Annotated in this window: 15 protein-coding genes and 4 tRNA genes; 14 read left to right on the forward strand and 5 right to left on the reverse strand. The window is 36.6% G+C overall.

Annotated elements, in window-relative coordinates; translation table 11 throughout:
- Nucleotides 1-15: 15 nt before the first annotated feature.
- From purF to F931_RS06010, 5 genes are all read left to right on the forward strand, one after another.
- Nucleotides 16-1557, forward strand: coding sequence for an amidophosphoribosyltransferase (gene purF, locus F931_RS05990; protein ID WP_016140511.1), 1542 nt, complete (start codon nucleotides 16-18; stop codon nucleotides 1555-1557).
- 78 nt (nucleotides 1558-1635) lie between these two features.
- On the forward strand, nucleotides 1636-3525 hold the full coding sequence (locus F931_RS05995; protein ID WP_016140512.1) for a M48 family metalloprotease: 1890 nt from the start codon (nucleotides 1636-1638) through the stop codon (nucleotides 3523-3525).
- A 100-nt stretch (nucleotides 3526-3625) separates the two neighbouring features.
- Nucleotides 3626-4273, forward strand: a complete 648-nt coding sequence (locus F931_RS06000) for a hypothetical protein (protein ID WP_016140513.1) — start codon at nucleotides 3626-3628, stop codon at nucleotides 4271-4273.
- Between the two features lie 11 nt (nucleotides 4274-4284).
- Nucleotides 4285-5250 (forward strand): 2-hydroxyacid dehydrogenase, encoded by a 966-nt coding sequence (gene tkrA / locus F931_RS06005; protein WP_016140514.1) that lies wholly within the window; start codon nucleotides 4285-4287, stop codon nucleotides 5248-5250.
- Nucleotides 5251-5392: 142 nt separating this feature from the next.
- Nucleotides 5393-6820 carry a M48 family metalloprotease gene (locus F931_RS06010; protein WP_080649578.1) on the forward strand — a complete coding sequence of 476 codons (1428 nt, stop codon included), beginning with the start codon at nucleotides 5393-5395 and terminating at the stop codon, nucleotides 6818-6820.
- Nucleotides 6821-6918: 98 nt separating this feature from the next.
- On the opposite strand, the gene F931_RS06015 is transcribed toward F931_RS06010, so the two are convergent.
- Together F931_RS06015 and rpsU are read right to left on the reverse strand one after the other, a co-directional pair.
- Complete coding sequence (locus tag F931_RS06015; protein ID WP_016140516.1) at nucleotides 6919-7365, reverse strand: GatB/YqeY domain-containing protein; 447 nt, start codon at nucleotides 7363-7365, stop codon at nucleotides 6919-6921.
- A gap of 25 nt (nucleotides 7366-7390) precedes the next feature.
- The gene (gene rpsU / locus F931_RS06020) at nucleotides 7391-7606 is read right to left on the reverse strand and encodes a 30S ribosomal protein S21 (RefSeq protein WP_001136722.1); all 216 of its coding nucleotides are present in this window, start codon (nucleotides 7604-7606) and stop codon (nucleotides 7391-7393) included.
- Nucleotides 7607-7751: 145 nt separating this feature from the next.
- On the opposite strand from rpsU, the gene tsaD reads away from it, so the two are divergent.
- Entirely contained in the window at nucleotides 7752-8768 is a 1017-nt protein-coding gene (tsaD, locus tag F931_RS06025) for a tRNA (adenosine(37)-N6)-threonylcarbamoyltransferase complex transferase subunit TsaD (protein WP_016140517.1), read from the forward strand.
- A gap of 43 nt (nucleotides 8769-8811) precedes the next feature.
- On the opposite strand, the gene F931_RS06030 is transcribed toward tsaD, so the two are convergent.
- Nucleotides 8812-9699, reverse strand: a complete 888-nt coding sequence (locus F931_RS06030) for an ATP-binding protein (protein WP_016140518.1) — start codon at nucleotides 9697-9699, stop codon at nucleotides 8812-8814.
- A 178-nt stretch (nucleotides 9700-9877) separates the two neighbouring features.
- On the opposite strand from F931_RS06030, the gene F931_RS06035 reads away from it, so the two are divergent.
- The 8 genes from F931_RS06035 (at nucleotide 9878) to F931_RS06070 (ending at nucleotide 14142) form a co-directional block, all read left to right on the forward strand.
- Nucleotides 9878-11386, forward strand: a complete 1509-nt coding sequence (locus F931_RS06035) for a DUF3336 domain-containing protein (protein WP_016140519.1) — start codon at nucleotides 9878-9880, stop codon at nucleotides 11384-11386.
- Nucleotides 11373-12188, forward strand: a complete 816-nt coding sequence (locus F931_RS06040) for a protein kinase domain-containing protein (protein ID WP_016140520.1) — start codon at nucleotides 11373-11375, stop codon at nucleotides 12186-12188. The genes F931_RS06035 and F931_RS06040 overlap by 14 nt, the downstream gene beginning before the upstream one ends.
- A 92-nt stretch (nucleotides 12189-12280) precedes the next feature.
- A tRNA-Leu gene (locus F931_RS06045) sits at nucleotides 12281-12365 on the forward strand.
- Between the two features lie 54 nt (nucleotides 12366-12419).
- A tRNA-Trp gene (locus F931_RS06050) sits at nucleotides 12420-12493 on the forward strand.
- Between the two features lie 27 nt (nucleotides 12494-12520).
- Nucleotides 12521-12605 (forward strand) — tRNA-Leu (locus F931_RS06055).
- A 67-nt stretch (nucleotides 12606-12672) separates the two neighbouring features.
- Nucleotides 12673-12746 (forward strand) — tRNA-Trp (locus tag F931_RS06060).
- Between the two features lie 447 nt (nucleotides 12747-13193).
- A complete protein-coding gene (gene cspA / locus F931_RS06065) occupies nucleotides 13194-13403 on the forward strand; it encodes a cold-shock protein (protein ID WP_003650775.1) in 210 nt (69 codons plus the stop codon).
- A gap of 268 nt (nucleotides 13404-13671) precedes the next feature.
- Nucleotides 13672-14142, forward strand: coding sequence for an AnBLUF65 family BLUF photoreceptors (locus F931_RS06070; protein ID WP_016140521.1), 471 nt, complete (start codon nucleotides 13672-13674; stop codon nucleotides 14140-14142).
- Here the strand turns inward: F931_RS06070 and F931_RS22350 are convergent, their stop codons facing one another.
- Together F931_RS22350 and F931_RS06080 are read right to left on the reverse strand one after the other, a co-directional pair.
- Nucleotides 14143-14466, reverse strand: coding sequence for a hypothetical protein (locus F931_RS22350; protein WP_016140522.1), 324 nt, complete (start codon nucleotides 14464-14466; stop codon nucleotides 14143-14145). It abuts the gene before it with no gap.
- Between the two features lie 608 nt (nucleotides 14467-15074).
- Entirely contained in the window at nucleotides 15075-15902 is an 828-nt protein-coding gene (locus F931_RS06080; protein WP_016140523.1) for an AraC family transcriptional regulator, read from the reverse strand.
- Nucleotides 15903-15906: the final 4 nt, after the last annotated feature.

Below are 15906 nucleotides of genomic sequence, written 5' to 3' on the forward strand. Positions count from 1 at the left end.
GTCTGCGAGGTTGCTATGTGTGGAGTTGTTGGTATAGCCGGTAAATCGCCAGTGAACCAAATGTTGTTTGATGCTTTAACGATGTTGCAACATCGTGGGCAAGATGCAGCTGGAATAGTAACCTGCCATGAAGGCCGTCTTTTCCTGCGTAAGGATAACGGTATGGTACGTGATGTCTTTCATACTCGTCATATGAGAGCATTACTTGGTAATTATGGAATTGGCCATGTACGTTACCCAACTGCTGGTTCTGCGAGCAGTGCTGAAGCACAGCCATTTTATGTGAACTCACCTTACGGTATTACACTTGCACATAATGGTAATTTAACCAATGCAGAAGAAATTCATGATGACCTGTTTAAAACAGATTTACGTCATATGAATACTGATTCTGACTCAGAAGTTCTTTTAAATGTATTCGCACATGAATTACAAAAGAAAGGTACTTTAAATCCTACAGCTGACGATATTTTTCATACGGTTTCTCGTGTGCATGAGCGTTGTCAGGGCGCGTATGGTGTCGTGGCGATGATCACTGGTCATGGTTTAGTAGGTTTCCGTGATCCAAACGGTATTCGTCCACTTATTTATGGTTCACGTGTAACTGAACAGGGTGAGATGGAATACATTATTGCTTCTGAATCAGTTGCTATTACTGCTCTTGGTTTTAAAATTGAGCGTGATATTGAACCGGGTGAAGCAATTTTTATCGATGCAAATGGTCAATTATTCTCTAAACAATGTGCGGCTAATCCAAAATACCGCCCATGTATTTTTGAATATGTTTATTTTGCTCGTCCTGATGCCATTATTGATGGAATTTCGGTTTATAAAGCACGTTTAAAAATGGGTGAAAAGCTTGCTCATAAAATTTTACGTGACTGGGGTGAGGACCATGATATTGATGTGGTTATCCCAATTCCAGATACAAGCCGTACTTCAGCTTTAGAACTTGCAAATATTCTGGGTGTGAAGTTCCGTGAAGGTTTTATGAAAAACCGTTATATCGGCCGTACCTTTATTATGCCGGGTCAACAGCAACGTAAAAAATCTGTACGTCAGAAATTAAACCCTGTTGAGTTAGAGTTTAAAGGGAAAAACGTTCTGTTGGTTGATGACTCTATTGTGCGTGGTACAACGTGTAATGAGATTATTCAAATGGCACGTGATTCTGGTGCAAAAAAAGTATACTTTGCTTCAGCAGCACCAAAAGTGATGTATCCAAACGTTTATGGTATTGATATGCCTGCTAAAGCTGAGCTTATTGCTTCAGAGCGCAGTGTTGAAGAGATCCAAGAAATTATTGGTGCTGATCGCTTAGTTTTCCAAGAATTGGAAGATTTGAAAAATGCTGTACGTACTAGCAAAGTGCCTGATTTAACAGAGTTTGACTGCTCGGTATTTGATGGAATCTATGTAACTGGTGATATTGATGTTAACTATTTAAACAATTTGGAGCAGAAGCGTAATGATTCTGCAAAAAAGAAAAAAGATGGTTATATTGATGTGAATGTCGATGCTGCTTCTGTAGATTTAACTGGCATTAAAGAAGAATAGAAATAGCCGAAAAAAGCGGGTGTTTCCCGCTTTTTTCTTTTATGATGAAACCTAACAATGTAATTGGGAATATTTACATTGAAAGAAGTAAGCCACTATCTAATCGAAAATAAAAATATGGCATGGTCCATCACTATGTGTTTGGTTGCCGTGTTGCTGACTATTTTTATTTTAAATTTAATTTTAGGTTTACTCGTCCATTTTTTTGATTATAGCCAACCAATTTGGTGGCATACTTTAAGTCCTTATTTTGTCGCACTATTACTTTTTATTATGGTTTGGTCAGTAGTTACCGAACTTTATATTCTGCGTAAAGGTGGGCACTCATTAGCAAAACAACTTAAAGCACGTCGTTTGGTGAAAGAGGAAAGTACTCCCGAAGAACTCGCCGCATTAAAAATTACAGAACACTTGGCGCAAACTTTTTCCCTAAAAGTACCAACCGTCTATGTTTTACCTGATGAAGTAGGTGTAAATGCACTTACAGCAGGTTTTCATCCTAAAGATATTGTCATTATTTTGACCTGGGGCGCTTTACAAAATTTGGATAAGCTTGAGTTATATGGTTTATTAGGCCATGAGTTTAATCAGATTTTATCGGGTGAGGCTGTTGAAAATACGAAATTAAAGATTTTATATAGTGGTTTAACAACTTTTAGTCAGTGGGGCAGTAAATTAGCCAAACAAGGTTTTAAGCGCTATAGCCCAGGTTATAAACATAAGTTTGAAACAGTTTTTGTTGCTGTGGGTGGGGTAATTTGGTTAGCCGGAAGCTTAGGCGTGCTGATTACTCGTTTTATTAAATATTTGACTTTGAGTGGACGTACATTCCGTAATGATCAAAAAACAGTACGGTTATTAAAAAATAATGCGAACACCCAAACTTTGTTGCGTATTTATGTTCACCACTCTGGTTCGCAAATTCATAGTGCCTATTCAGAGTCAATCGCACACATGTGTTTTGCTAACTCACTGAGCCCACAAAGCTGGATGAATATTCATCCGAGTATTCGTGAACGTATTTATGAGTTAAATCCGACTTTACTACAAGATCTGCAATTAGAAAATTTAAAGAAACTTCGTAATCGTCCATTGTTTAGCTTATTTCATTTCTTGGAAGAATCTGAGAAAGAAATTTATGTTCCCTGGTCATCTCCGCAACCTCTACCTTTGTTAAGACTGTCACCGATTAGCTTTGCATTAAATGATGCTATTAAGCCTCTGAGTAGTGACGTACGTCGAAATAAGAAGCGTCCTGAATTAATTCAGCGAGCACTACAAACTGCGACGGGTTCACGCGAGGTGATGGTCGCGATTTTGATGATTCGTCAATATCGAGAATTCATTCCAAAAGATGCGCCAGTTAGTCATGCCATTATAGATGCATTATTGAATCTGGATGGACGTATTCATATTCAGATATTTCACGATGCTTGTAAAAATATCGGTCATATACCTGCAAGTATTGCGCGTCAATTTTTGACAAAACTGGCCCTGATTATTCAGGAAGATGGTGAGATTGGCCTATTAGATGCACTTTTGCTGGAGCGGGTTAAATATGAATTGAATTTGATGCCGTTACATTTGCCCACTGCATTTGAAGAAGTAAAACCTCAAATTGTTCGTTTGATTGATGCATTGCTTCATGTTCAGCAAATTAATAGTCCAAATCAGTTAGAAGTACGTGAGCGTATTTTGCGCTCACTACTTAACCCAGATGAAATGTACATCTATGATGAAATTTCAGATGAGCCATTAGATCTGGCTGAAATTTTAAATGATATTGCTGGTTTATTATTGCGTGACCGTCTAAGTATTCTAGCAATTGCAGAAATGTGTCTGTGGAGCGATCGTATTATCACGCAAGATGAGTTAGATGTCCTTGAATTGCTTTATTGGCGTTTTGGTTTTGAGACAGAAGAAATTGTCGATCAAATGCAAAAAAGAAATAGTGTGATGATTATTTAAAAGACATATACGATTATAAAAATAATTGAATGAAATAAAACACTGAAAAAAAAACTCAAGCCCGTTAGAATGTAGATAGAGTAGAGGTATTGATTTACAAATGATTGGGCAGCAAAGAAATATATTGGCGACTTTAGGGATTGACGTATGGGTTCCTAAGACACAGGCGTGCCAAAAAAATAATGCTCAAAGCCTCTGGCGAGATCACACTGCTCCAGAAGTTGAGCCGATTATACTGCCTTCTAAGAATAATCTAGCTCTTGAACAACCCATAAAACCACAAGTCAACGAAATTCCCAAAGTTGAACCTGAAATTGTGGCCCCAATTCCAGCAGAAGTTCCGCCTGTTGTGCCACCTCGTAATGAGGTACACGTTCCAACGATTACGGTTGCTTCATTTGAGTTGCAAGCATTTGCACTTGAAAAGTGTGTCATTTTTTTAGATGTTACCAATTTAGCTGATGAAGAAAAGCAGCTTTGGAGTAACATTCAAAAAGCAAAAATAGGGCAATATGCTGAATTGAAATGGCCATTCCCTTTGGCTAGCTATCAAGACCAACGTGGTGCAGGTTCATATATTCAAGGATTTTTAGATGCTGTTGCAGCAGATAAGAAAATTTTGTGTTTGGGTGAATGTTCTTATATTCAACATGCCAATATTATTCACTTGGTAAGTTTAAAAGAGATGTTGGATAAACCGCTCCTTAAAAAAAGATTATGGCAATTGATGCAAGATAACAACGAGTAGTAGGGATTTACATGAAAAAAGTTGTAGTTTTTAGCCAAATTGATGAAGAAATTTTGTCTCGATTACAACAGGATTATCAGGTTGTGCTTCTTAACCCAAAATTGGGTGATATTAATGAGCAAATACGCCAGCAAGTTGTAGATGCTGATGGAATGATTGGTGCTGGGAGACTTCTTAATGAAAGTAATCTTGCGCCGGCTCAAAAACTAAAAATTATCTCATCTGTAACGGTAGGTTATGACAATTATGATGTGGCTTACTTAAATCAAAGAAAAATCTGGTTATCAAACACCCCTCACGTTTTAACTGAAACAACTGCTGATCTTGCTTTTACATTATTACTAAGCGCTGCTAGAAAAGTTCCTTTTCTTGATCATTGGACTAAACAAGGTGAATGGAAAAGAACAGTAGGGCCTCAGCAGTTCGGTTTGGACGTTTTTGGAAAGACCCTAGGAATTATAGGACTTGGTAATATTGGTGCTGCAATTGCACGCCGGGGTTTTTACGGATTTAACATGAATATTGTTTACCATAATCGCCGTGAAAAGCCTGAATTGGCTGAGCCCTTAAAAGCACAATATCTTGGTTTGGATGAATTACTGCAACAGTCGGATTTTGTAGTAACCGCTGTTGACTTAAATAATGAATCAAAAGCCTTAATGGGCAAAGCTCAATTTGAGCTTATGCAAAAGCACGCTATTTTTATTAATATTGCGCGTGGTTCAGTGGTTGATGAGCAAGCTTTGATTGAGGCCTTACAAAGTGAGGAGATCTTTGCAGCCGGTTTGGATGTGTACGAAAAAGAACCTTTGCAAGATTCAGCGCTTTTTAAATTGCCTAATGTGGTTACTTTGCCTCACGTAGGATCAGCTACTGCAGAGACCCGTAAAAAAATGGCAAATCTTGCTTATAAAAATCTAGTTGAAGCCTTAGAAGATAAAACTCCTAGATATTTGGTAAATCCAAATTTTGCATAAATGATGAATAACACTTCATTGCAAAACTAAACTATCTCGAGTGATATAGTAAAAGTCTATTGATTGAATATAATTTTTTATGTTTTATATCAGTAGACTTTTTTGATGGTTTAATTTTAATAGAGAAAAACTTTTGAGATTTCTGCCAATTATTTTAAGTACGGCTTTTATAACAAATGCTTCGTACGCGCAGCCTTTTGACCCTCAACCATCTGCAAATCAGGTGGAAATTCCAAATATTGGAAGTGGGATCGGTTTGCTTGATCAACAAAAAGAAAAATTTATTGGTGAAAAAGTTTTTCGGGAAGTTCACAAACAAATGCCAGTCATTCAAGATGTCTGGTTAGAAGACCAATTTTTTCAGGTATTTTCGAGTATCTTAAGCGAAACTCAGCTTGGACAGCCAATTGGTCTAGTTGTTATCAAAGATCCCCAAATTAATGCTTTTGCTGTGCCGGGTGGATTATTTGCACTCAATACAGGGCTTATTGCTTCAGCTCGTAATATTGATGAAATTGCTGGAGTGATGGCGCATGAAATTGCCCATGTATCACAAAGACATTTTAGTCGCTCTGAAGAAGCCTTTAAGGGTCAAACTTTATTAAGTCTAGCGGGACTTTTGGCAGGTGTGGCTATAGCTGCACAGGGTGGTGGTGATGCGGGCGCAGCAGTGATGCTTGGAACGCAAGCTGCACTCATGGACAAGCAATTAACGTATAGTCGCAATCAAGAGCGTGAAGCAGACCGTATCGGCATGCAATATATGTATGCGGCAGGTTATAACCCACAAAGTATGGCAGATTACTTTGAAACAATGCATAGGGCTACAAGTCGAGTGAGTTTTTTACCAGACTTCTGGTTGACTCATCCATTGACGACTGAGCGTATGAGTGAAGCTCGCCTTCGTGCAAACCAGATGCCGAGAGTTAAAAACCGTATATATGATGCTGATTTTGAGATTCTAAAATGGTACACCATGGTGGTTGCAAATCAGGCAACTGAAAACCAACTACAAAGTTTGGCCGCTCAAAAGAATATTGCTGGTCTGATTGCTTTAGCAGCATTTTATGCAAGACAAGGTGATTATGCTCAAGCCCAGTCTACTTTAGATCAAGCGAAATCTAGTGGAAAGCCTCTAGTGGCATTATTGCAGACAGATATTTATTTGGGTCAAAACAAATTAGATCAAGCTTATACTACGATTGCTGCTACACAAATGACGATGCCTGAAAATAAAGCTTTTAGTTATAAGTTGGCTGAAGTGTTGCTACGTCAAGGTAAATTTGCGCAAGTCCAAACCTTGGTTCAAAGATTTATTAATAAGAATCCGAGAGATATACAAGGCTGGCAATTTTTACAGCAAGCCGCTAATTTGGATAAGAATGCACCTTTAAGAGCGGTTAATGTTTTACGCTATCGGGCTGAAGCAGAGTATTGGTCAGGTAGTGAAGAAAATGCAATTAAATCAATGTTGCATGCTCAACGATTAGCAAAAGACAATCAAGCAATGTCAGCTAGAATAGATAGTCGACTCAAACAAATGCAAGATGAACGACGAATGAAAATTTAGATCTGTAGTTTGACCTTATAATTTTCGTAGACGTAGATATATTTAAACTTACAAGTAAATGAAAGTTTAATCTAAGAAAGAATAAGAAAAGAGGGGGATTAAGCTAATTTAGCTTTAATTTTTGCTGAAACTTGAGCAGGATCGGCACGCCCGGCTATGATCGGACGTAGAGAATTCATCACCTTACCCATATCTTTCATGCTAGTTGCTTCTTGAGCAGAAATCGTTTGCTCAATGAGAGAATCAAGCTCTTCCTCAGTCATAGCTTCTGGTAGAAACTGAGAGATAATCTCAGCTTCGGCTTGTTCTTTACTAGCTAAATCATTACGACCAGCACCTTCAAAGGCTTTGATCGATTCTTTACGTTGTTTAATTTGCTTTTCAATGACCGCAAGAACCTGAGCGTCGTCAAGCTCTTTGCGCTCATCGACTTCGATTTGCTTAATTGCCGCTTGTAGACTACGCAAAACCGTCACTGTTGCCATATCTTTGGCACGCATAGAAGTTTTTAATGCATCAGTAATTTGGTTTTTTAAAGTAGTCATAATTCAGCAGTCAATCACAAATTAATTAGTAAAGGCGAGTAGTACGTACAGATTCGCGAGCCAATTTCTTTTGGTAGCGTTTAACTGCTGCAGCTTTTTTGCGCTTACGTTCTTGAGTTGGTTTTTCGTAGAATTCGCGTTTACGAACGTCAGCTAAAACACCAGCTTTTTCGCATGAACGTTTGAAACGACGGATAGCTACGTCAACTGGTTCGCCTTCTTTCAACTTAACTTGTGGCATGTAAAATCCTCTAGATTATGGATAAGATCAGGCACACCATTGCGCCGGATCACAAGTGAAGGTCAGTATTTTACTCATTTACAACTCATATCACAAGTCTATAATAGCGATTGCAATATTTTGACTCATATAAAAGGCAGTTTTGATGATTGTTTTAGGCTTGGAAACTTCTTGTGATGAAACAGGGTTGGCACTTTATGATAGCGAACTCGGCTTACGGGGACAGGTTCTTTATAGCCAGATTAAACTTCATGCCGAATATGGTGGGGTAGTACCTGAACTTGCTTCTCGCGACCATGTTCGTAAATTAATTCCTTTAATGAATCAATTGCTTGAGCAAAGTGGTGTAAAAAAACAAGAGATTGATGCAGTCGCGTATACGCGTGGTCCTGGCTTAATGGGAGCATTAATGACAGGCGCCTTATTTGGACGAACTTTAGCTTTTTCTTTAAATAAGCCTGCTATTGGTGTACACCATATGGAAGGGCATATGTTGGCACCATTACTTTCAAGTCAACCACCCGAATTTCCATTTGTGGCATTGTTGGTTTCAGGTGGGCATACACAATTGATGGCAGCCCATGCTATTGGTCAATATGAGTTATTGGGTGAGTCTATTGATGATGCTGCAGGTGAAGCTTTTGATAAAGTTGCAAAAATGATGAGCCTACCATATCCAGGTGGGCCAAATATCGCAAAACTTGCATTATCTGGTGATCCATTAGCGTTTGAATTTCCACGACCTATGCTTCATCAAGGTCTAGATTTTTCTTTTAGTGGTTTAAAAACAGCCGTTTCTGTTCAATTGAAAAAATTGAATGGTGAAAATAGAGACGCGGACATTGCTGCTTCCTTCCAAGAAGCAATTGTAGATACCTTGGTAAAAAAATCAGTAAAAGCTTTAAAGCAAACTGGACTTAAACGTTTAGTTATTGCCGGTGGAGTCAGTGCAAATTTAAGACTACGTGAGCAATTAGAAACTTCCTTGGCGAAAATTAAAGCACAAGTTTATTATGCCGAGCCTGCTTTATGTACTGATAATGGGGCAATGATTGCTTTTGCAGGTTATCAGCGTTTAAAAGCCGGCCAACACGATGGTTTAGCTGTCACGACTACACCACGTTGGCCAATGACCGAGTTATCTATTCCAGTAAATTCTTAATACTTAAAAAAACGGCTATTTTTATTGAAATAGCCGTTTTATTTTATTTGGAAGAACTGGTTAGCTCTTTTAACGCATTTAAACCAATCCAATGCTTAGAAAACTGATAAGCAGCTCGACCAGAACGCTGACCACGCATCTGGCACCAACGTAAACTTTCAGCACGAACTTCGTCATTAAAAGGCATGTTCGCTTTATCAAGATAATGTTCTACGATTTCTAAATATAAATTTTGGTCCATAGGATAAAAAGATAACCACAAACCAAACCGATCTGATAAAGAGATCTTTTCTTCAATCGCTTCTTGCGGATGTAACTCAGTATATTGTGGAACATCGACCTTGGTTACAGGTGTATTTTCATGCATGAATTCTGGTAACAAGTGGCGACGGTTACTAGTTGCATAAATAATAAAATTTGTTGAACCAGATTGTAATGAACCATCCAATACACTTTTTAAACTGCGATAATTTTCATCTTCAGCGTTAAAAGCTAAGTCATCACAATAGACGATGTATTTTTCAGGTCGATTTTGAATGAGTTTTTGAATTTTAGGTAAGTCTGCTAAATCATCACGTTCAATTTCGATTAAACGTAATCCTTGAGGGGCATACTCAGTTAATAAAGCGCGAACGATAGAAGATTTTCCTGTACCACGCGAACCCGTTAAAAGCACATCATTGGCCGGTAGGCCATTTAAAAATTGCAAAGTATTTTGGATGATTTTTTCTTTTTGACGCTCAATGCCTTTTAAGTCATCAAGATAAATATTTTTCGGTGTGTAGATGGCTTTAAGTTGCTGATTTTCCCATCTAAAAGCAGGTGCAGTAAAATCTGTCTCTTCTCGAGGTTCAGGTAAGACCTGCTGTAGCTGATTTAATACAAGTGATAATGTTTGAACTAAATTCTCTGGTAAATCAATGGTAGCCATGGTTAATCAATCATGTTAAACAGTAATTTACTAGGATACTAACACCGAAATTAACAGGCTGACAAAAAACTTATTGCCTATACACTTTATCGGTTTTGCAATTGATTGAAATGTTCAGACCGAGCATAGTGTTGTCATGTCTATTCAGTAAAATCATCTGAGAAGATGAGGACGAATTATGTTTGAAAAATTACGAAGTGATATGAATCCACATCAGGCTTACCGTATCAAAAAATTACAACGTCAATTAGACATGGCTGAATCTTATGAAGAATGGAAGTCTTTTGCCCTAAAGCTAGATGAAGAAACAGGGGTACAAGAGTGGAAATTTGATAATAGTTCACCTTACTTCGATGCCGAGCTCATTTCTTATCGGTATACCTTACTCAAAAGATATCGTCAGCAACATCGAACACTAGACCTCATCTATTTACTCAAAGAAGGTCTAACCTATGATATTGCAAATATTGGTCACCCCATGCTTTTTGCTGCAACGCATGTGGGAACAAAAAAGTTAATTGAAGACTATATTGATGAGGTAAGCCAAAGCTTGGCTTACATTGCTTCAAGTGAATGCCTCACCTTTCAAAGAAAAGAAAAAATTGAGTTTTTTGAAAACTGTGAAAAGGCATACGGACAGCCCGCACTTATGTTCTCGGGTGGGGCGACTTTAGGTCTGTTTCATACTGGGGTATGTAAAGCTCTAATTGAACAAGACTTGATGCCTAAAGTACTCTCTGGCTCAAGTGCTGGAGCAATTATGACAGGTATGCTGGGAACGTCTGCTAGTGAAGATGTTCAAAACTTATTAAATGGCGAACAATTCTTTAGTGACGCTTTTCATTTCAGAAAATTCCGTGAACTTATTAAAGGCAATGGTGGGATTGCCGATGTTCACTATTTGAAAAAATTCCTAATTGAAAATTTAGGCGATCTTACTTTTGAAGAGGCCTTTAAAAAATCAGGTTTGAATATTAATGTTGCTGTAGCGCCGTATGATGCAACAGAAAACCCGCGGATTATGAACGCCATTATGACACCGAACGTTTTGGTGTGGAGTGCGGTATTGGCTTCATGTGCTGTGCCAATTTTGTTCCCACCCGTACGTTTAACCAGTAAACGTTATGATGGTGAGCATACACCTTATATGGCAAATACAAAGTGGGTGGATGGAAGCGTAAGAAGTGATTTCCCTCAAGAAAGAATGGCACGGCTTTACAATTTAAACTACACAATTGCGAGTCAAGTTAACCCCCATATTGTTCCATTTATGCAAAATGATGCGGATCGCTTTCGTAAAGACGTACTAAGTTGGCCTGAAAGAATTCTAAGACGCCAAGGTAAAGTGCTATCAATGGGCGTTATGGATTTTACACGTCAGCGACTTGGTTCTATATCCCCAGTCAGAAGATTGTTAGATCATGGATATGGTGTAATGGGGCAACGTTATTATGGTGATGTAAATATCATTGCTAAATATAGCCTAAGTCACTATACCTATACTTTGCAAAATCCGCGTCCACATTTGTTTAAACGTTTGCAAAGGGAAGGAGAACGCGCGACTTGGCCAAAAATTTCTTCAATTGAGACGCATGCTCGTATTGGTAAAACAATTCAGCATTGTTTAGAGCTTTTGCGTTTTGAAGAAAAGAAACAACAGCCTGAGTCCTACTATGCTGAAGCATGATTTTGCTTCCCCCATAGAAAACTTAATATGTGTGACCAAGCCAGCAAGTGCAGTGTTAGGGCGGTGTTTATGGACATGTACCATAGACACTAAGAATTACTGGTTAAAATATCATTTGCCTGAAACCCATGCTCAAAGTGAGCAAGATTTTTTGCATGAGCAATTATTTTACAAAGAAATTAACCTTAAGAACTCAACATGGCTTTTACCTTACAAACTGATTGAAGTCAGTTTAATTCCTCAGTTAGGCCAGTCTTTAGGTAAAGTTCTGATTTTACCTGATAGTGATGTGTGGTTTGATTCATTGAATAACGAAACTGTTTTTAATGATGTATATCGAAAGATTTGGTTCGCAATAAATAAACTTGCTGAACTGCATGAATTTGGCTGGATTCATGGAGACGTTAAGACAGAACATTTTAGAAAGTTTCAGCAAAAGCCTTATTTGATTGATTTTGAGAAAACAAGGCCTATCTCAAGTCAAGAATCAATCATGGATGCAACACCTCGTTATATGGCTCCTGAACTATTTCGAGGAGGGTATAAGAGCATACAAAGCGATTTATATGCATTGGGTATCGTTTTATATGAATGGTTAACCCAAACTCGCTTAGAAGCAACCAGTTATCGTGATTGGGCAATATTACATTGCCAAAAATTAAGCATTCAATTGCCTCCGCAGTTTCTCAATTTTTATCCATTGCTCACAGGTTTATTACAAAAACAGCAGCAAAATCGGTTTTCAAATGCCAGTGAAGCAATAAATTGCTTAAAGCAGATTCAAATTGATAAAAATCATTGATCTAGTATCTGTATACAATTTACACGGTTAGTTTTTTTTAGAAAAAAAACACTTGTCACTGTTAGATCTTATCGCTAATATACACAGCCATCGGGGGCGTGGCGAAATTGGTAGACGCACTGGATTTAGGTTCCAGCGCCGCAAGGTGTAAGAGTTCGAGTCTCTTCGCCCCCACCACTTTAAGTTAGAAACTTAAGGTTGATGTAGATGTTAAGTCATCTAGATCTTGGAAGAGGATTGGTGTAATGGTAGCATGACGGTCTCCAAAACCGTTCGTCAAGGTTCGAGTCCTTGATCCTCTGCCACATTTATTTTAAATAAATGTCCCAGATGGGGGCGTGGCGAAATTGGTAGACGCACTGGATTTAGGTTCCAGCGCCGCAAGGTGTAAGAGTTCGAGTCTCTTCGCCCCCACCATTGAAAGAAGCAAGACAATGATCTTGCTTTTTTTATGATTAAATCTAATGGGTTTAGTCATGAATATAGAGGATTGATGTAATGGTAGCATGACGGTCTCCAAAACCGTTCGTCAAGGTTCGAGTCCTTGATCCTCTGCCATTGAATAAAAGATGAAGCTCCTATTTAGGAGTTTTTTTATTATCTATAATTTTTAGAGATAAATTTTTATTGGCGATTGAAATAATTTTATAAATAGATATTTCGATTTCTGTTTTTGCATGGTTGTATATTAAATAATAGATTATTCTTTACTTATACAATATGCTGAATTTCTTAATATTTTTTTAAGCTATTGTTTTCTATTTATTTAAGTTACGTTTTGGAAATTATTTAAATAAAAGCCTTGAATACAAATTTATTTCCTGTATGATTTAGTTAACTAGAAAAAAGTCTTGTTAGTAAATCTTCTTTTAAGTATCGTAGTTTTAGTCATAATCCTTCGTTTTTTAAGATATTAAGCTCAATTTGTTATTCTTTTTTCAAAGTTATGATAGGGTCATTATTTGTTTAATGATTCTAAAATATTAGAAATCAGTAGGATATATCATGTCTAATACAGTAAGTGGTACAGTTAAGTGGTTTAACGAAACTAAAGGTTTCGGTTTCATTCAACAAGATAATGGTCCAGATGTGTTTGCTCACTTCAAAGAAATTTCTGGTTCAGGTTTCAAAACTTTGCACGAAGGTCAGCGTGTAACGTTTACTGTTACTCAAGGGCAAAAAGGCCCAAATGCTGTAAATATTATTCCACAATAATATACAGCAAACAAAAAAAGCACTTTTTAGTGCTTTTTTTTATTTTGGTTTTAAAGAAATTGATATTTTTTTTAATCATTAAAGCCCTAAATAAGAGGGCTTTTTATTTTTATATAAAAATAAATATTTAATTATAAGTACATGTAATTACTCATTTAATTTCAATGTAAACTTTAAAATATATGTGAAATATAAATTATTAGTAACAGATGTATGTTAGATTAAAAAATCTTTAAATAAAGAAATTTTATATTTCACGGAATTGCTAATGAACGTTCGCCTGTGTTATGCCAGTCAACGAAACGAAAAAAATGAAGATTTGTTGCAAGATCTACGTGATATTTTGACAGAAGCTAGAGATTTCAATGATTTGAATCAAATTTGTGGCGTACTCTATTATGCTGATAATGCTTTCTTTCAATGTTTAGAAGGTGAACAAGAGATAGTTGAAACATTATTTGAAAAAATTGCAAATGATGAAAGACACCACAATGTTAAATGGTTGTGCACATATTCCATTGAACAAAACTCTTTTAAAAAATGGTCAATGAAATATGTGCAACGCAATACCAATATTGAATCTTTTTTTCTAAAAATGGGAGAAACTACTTTTAATCCGATTCGTCTTGATGAGCAAAATTTAAAAGCTTTCATCAAAGAATTAGTTACTGCTGAGCAAACCAAAATTAAGACAGTTAAGAGAGTAGGTATGGTGAATCGGGGTGTGAACCCGTTTTAGCTATTTGGCTATTACACCGATATGGATGGTCTTGAGTTTAGGTAGTATTCTAGTCATCACTAAATATACAATAACTGTAGTGGCAAGCATCCATATCACTTCTAGGCTTTGGCTAATGACAAACATTGCCCAATAAAAAAAGCCAAATAAAGCAAGGCACAGTCCACTACCTTTGAAATACCAAGTAATAAATATCCCAAAAAGCGTGGAAGAGAGAAGGAGATTAATCGTCTCGTTCATTCCTATATAGTTAAAAAGAATAATCAGTAAGCATAAAGCTAACATTGATAGTAAATATACAAATATATTTTTTGCAATAAACATTTTCTATACCCTATCTGATGATTAAAAAATTATCTTTCCTCTGTTTCCAGAGGAAAGATAGTACATATTAATTTTTTGAGATTCTTTTTCTATTATTAAGAGTTTTTCTATTAATAAAGATGACTTTATCATTTTCTCCAGATCTCTTTATTAATATTAAGCTTTCTATTTAATAGGAAAGAGTGCTTATATGTACTGAAATTAATTATAAGAAAAACAATGAGTTGTGTTGTAGGTTTTGGCTTACATAGTTGTAAGAGAATGCCTACATTTGTTTAAAAAATAATCAAAAATTACAAAGCTGATTTTATATTAAATATATATTTTTCAGTTGTTTATGTTGATTTAAGGAGTAAGCCAAACTTTACATAAATAACAAAAAGTAACATCGATCTTTTAAGTTCTTTATAATAAAAAAATATTGTTATTAAAAAAACAATTATGAGGAGTATATATTTTATGATGAATACTTGAATTTATAATTATGAAGTTTGTTTATTTGAATAATTACATTAATAATCGTAAATAATGAAAATATAGTGAGATTTCTTATTTTATCGGCTTCACTAAAGAGCAACTATAAGATGAGTTAATTTAAACTATTAATCTTAAAGATTTGTGCAGATTTTTCTATAGGCGGCGGGAGTTAAACCATAGCAACGCTTAAACCAGCGGCTCAAATGGCTTTGATCGGCAAAACATAAATCTGAAGCAACTTGTGCAGGTGAGATGCTTCTGGAAAGTAGCTCTCTTGCTCGTGTAAGTCTGAGTTGAATCAGATATTGGTGAGGAGCCAAGTGAAAGGCAGCTTTAAAAATACGGTGAATATGATATCGGTCTAGGCCGATCATATTTGAAATCTCTTCTAATCCAATATCATCAAATAAATGGTCATGCAGAATATCTCGGATTTGGTGGGCGACCCGAGGACCATGCATAGACGATGTTTGTTGAGCTCTTTTTAACCATTTCCCTTGGGCAATATATTGAATTAGCAAGTCCAGACTATTGTCTTTCACAATATTCATTTCTTTATAATGCAAATGCTGAAATGCTTGTGACGTAATAATTGCAAGTTGCTCATCGGATTTTAATGGTGCATCAATGACTAACTCGTAATGATCAGGACTGTTATGAAATAAGCCCTGAATACGTTGTTTCAACCATTCTGGGTGCAGATAAAGCATTTGATAGGTAAACCCATCAGAGGCAGGGGCATTTCCATCATGAATTTCTTCTGGTTCAAGCATAAAGACTTGTCCAGCATGACTATTAATTTGTTTTTTACGACAATGAAATTGCTGAACACCAGATTCGGTTACGCCAATTAAATAACTTGAATGCCAATGAGGGTCATAGGCATGACCCGTAAAATGGGCACGGATTGTTTCGATACCAGTATTGGTATCTTTTGAAATATCCACCCAGTTACCCATAATC

Source organism: Acinetobacter pittii ANC 4050 (assembly GCF_000399685.1).
In the GTDB taxonomy this organism is placed as follows: Bacteria; Pseudomonadota; Gammaproteobacteria; order Pseudomonadales; family Moraxellaceae; genus Acinetobacter; species Acinetobacter pittii_E.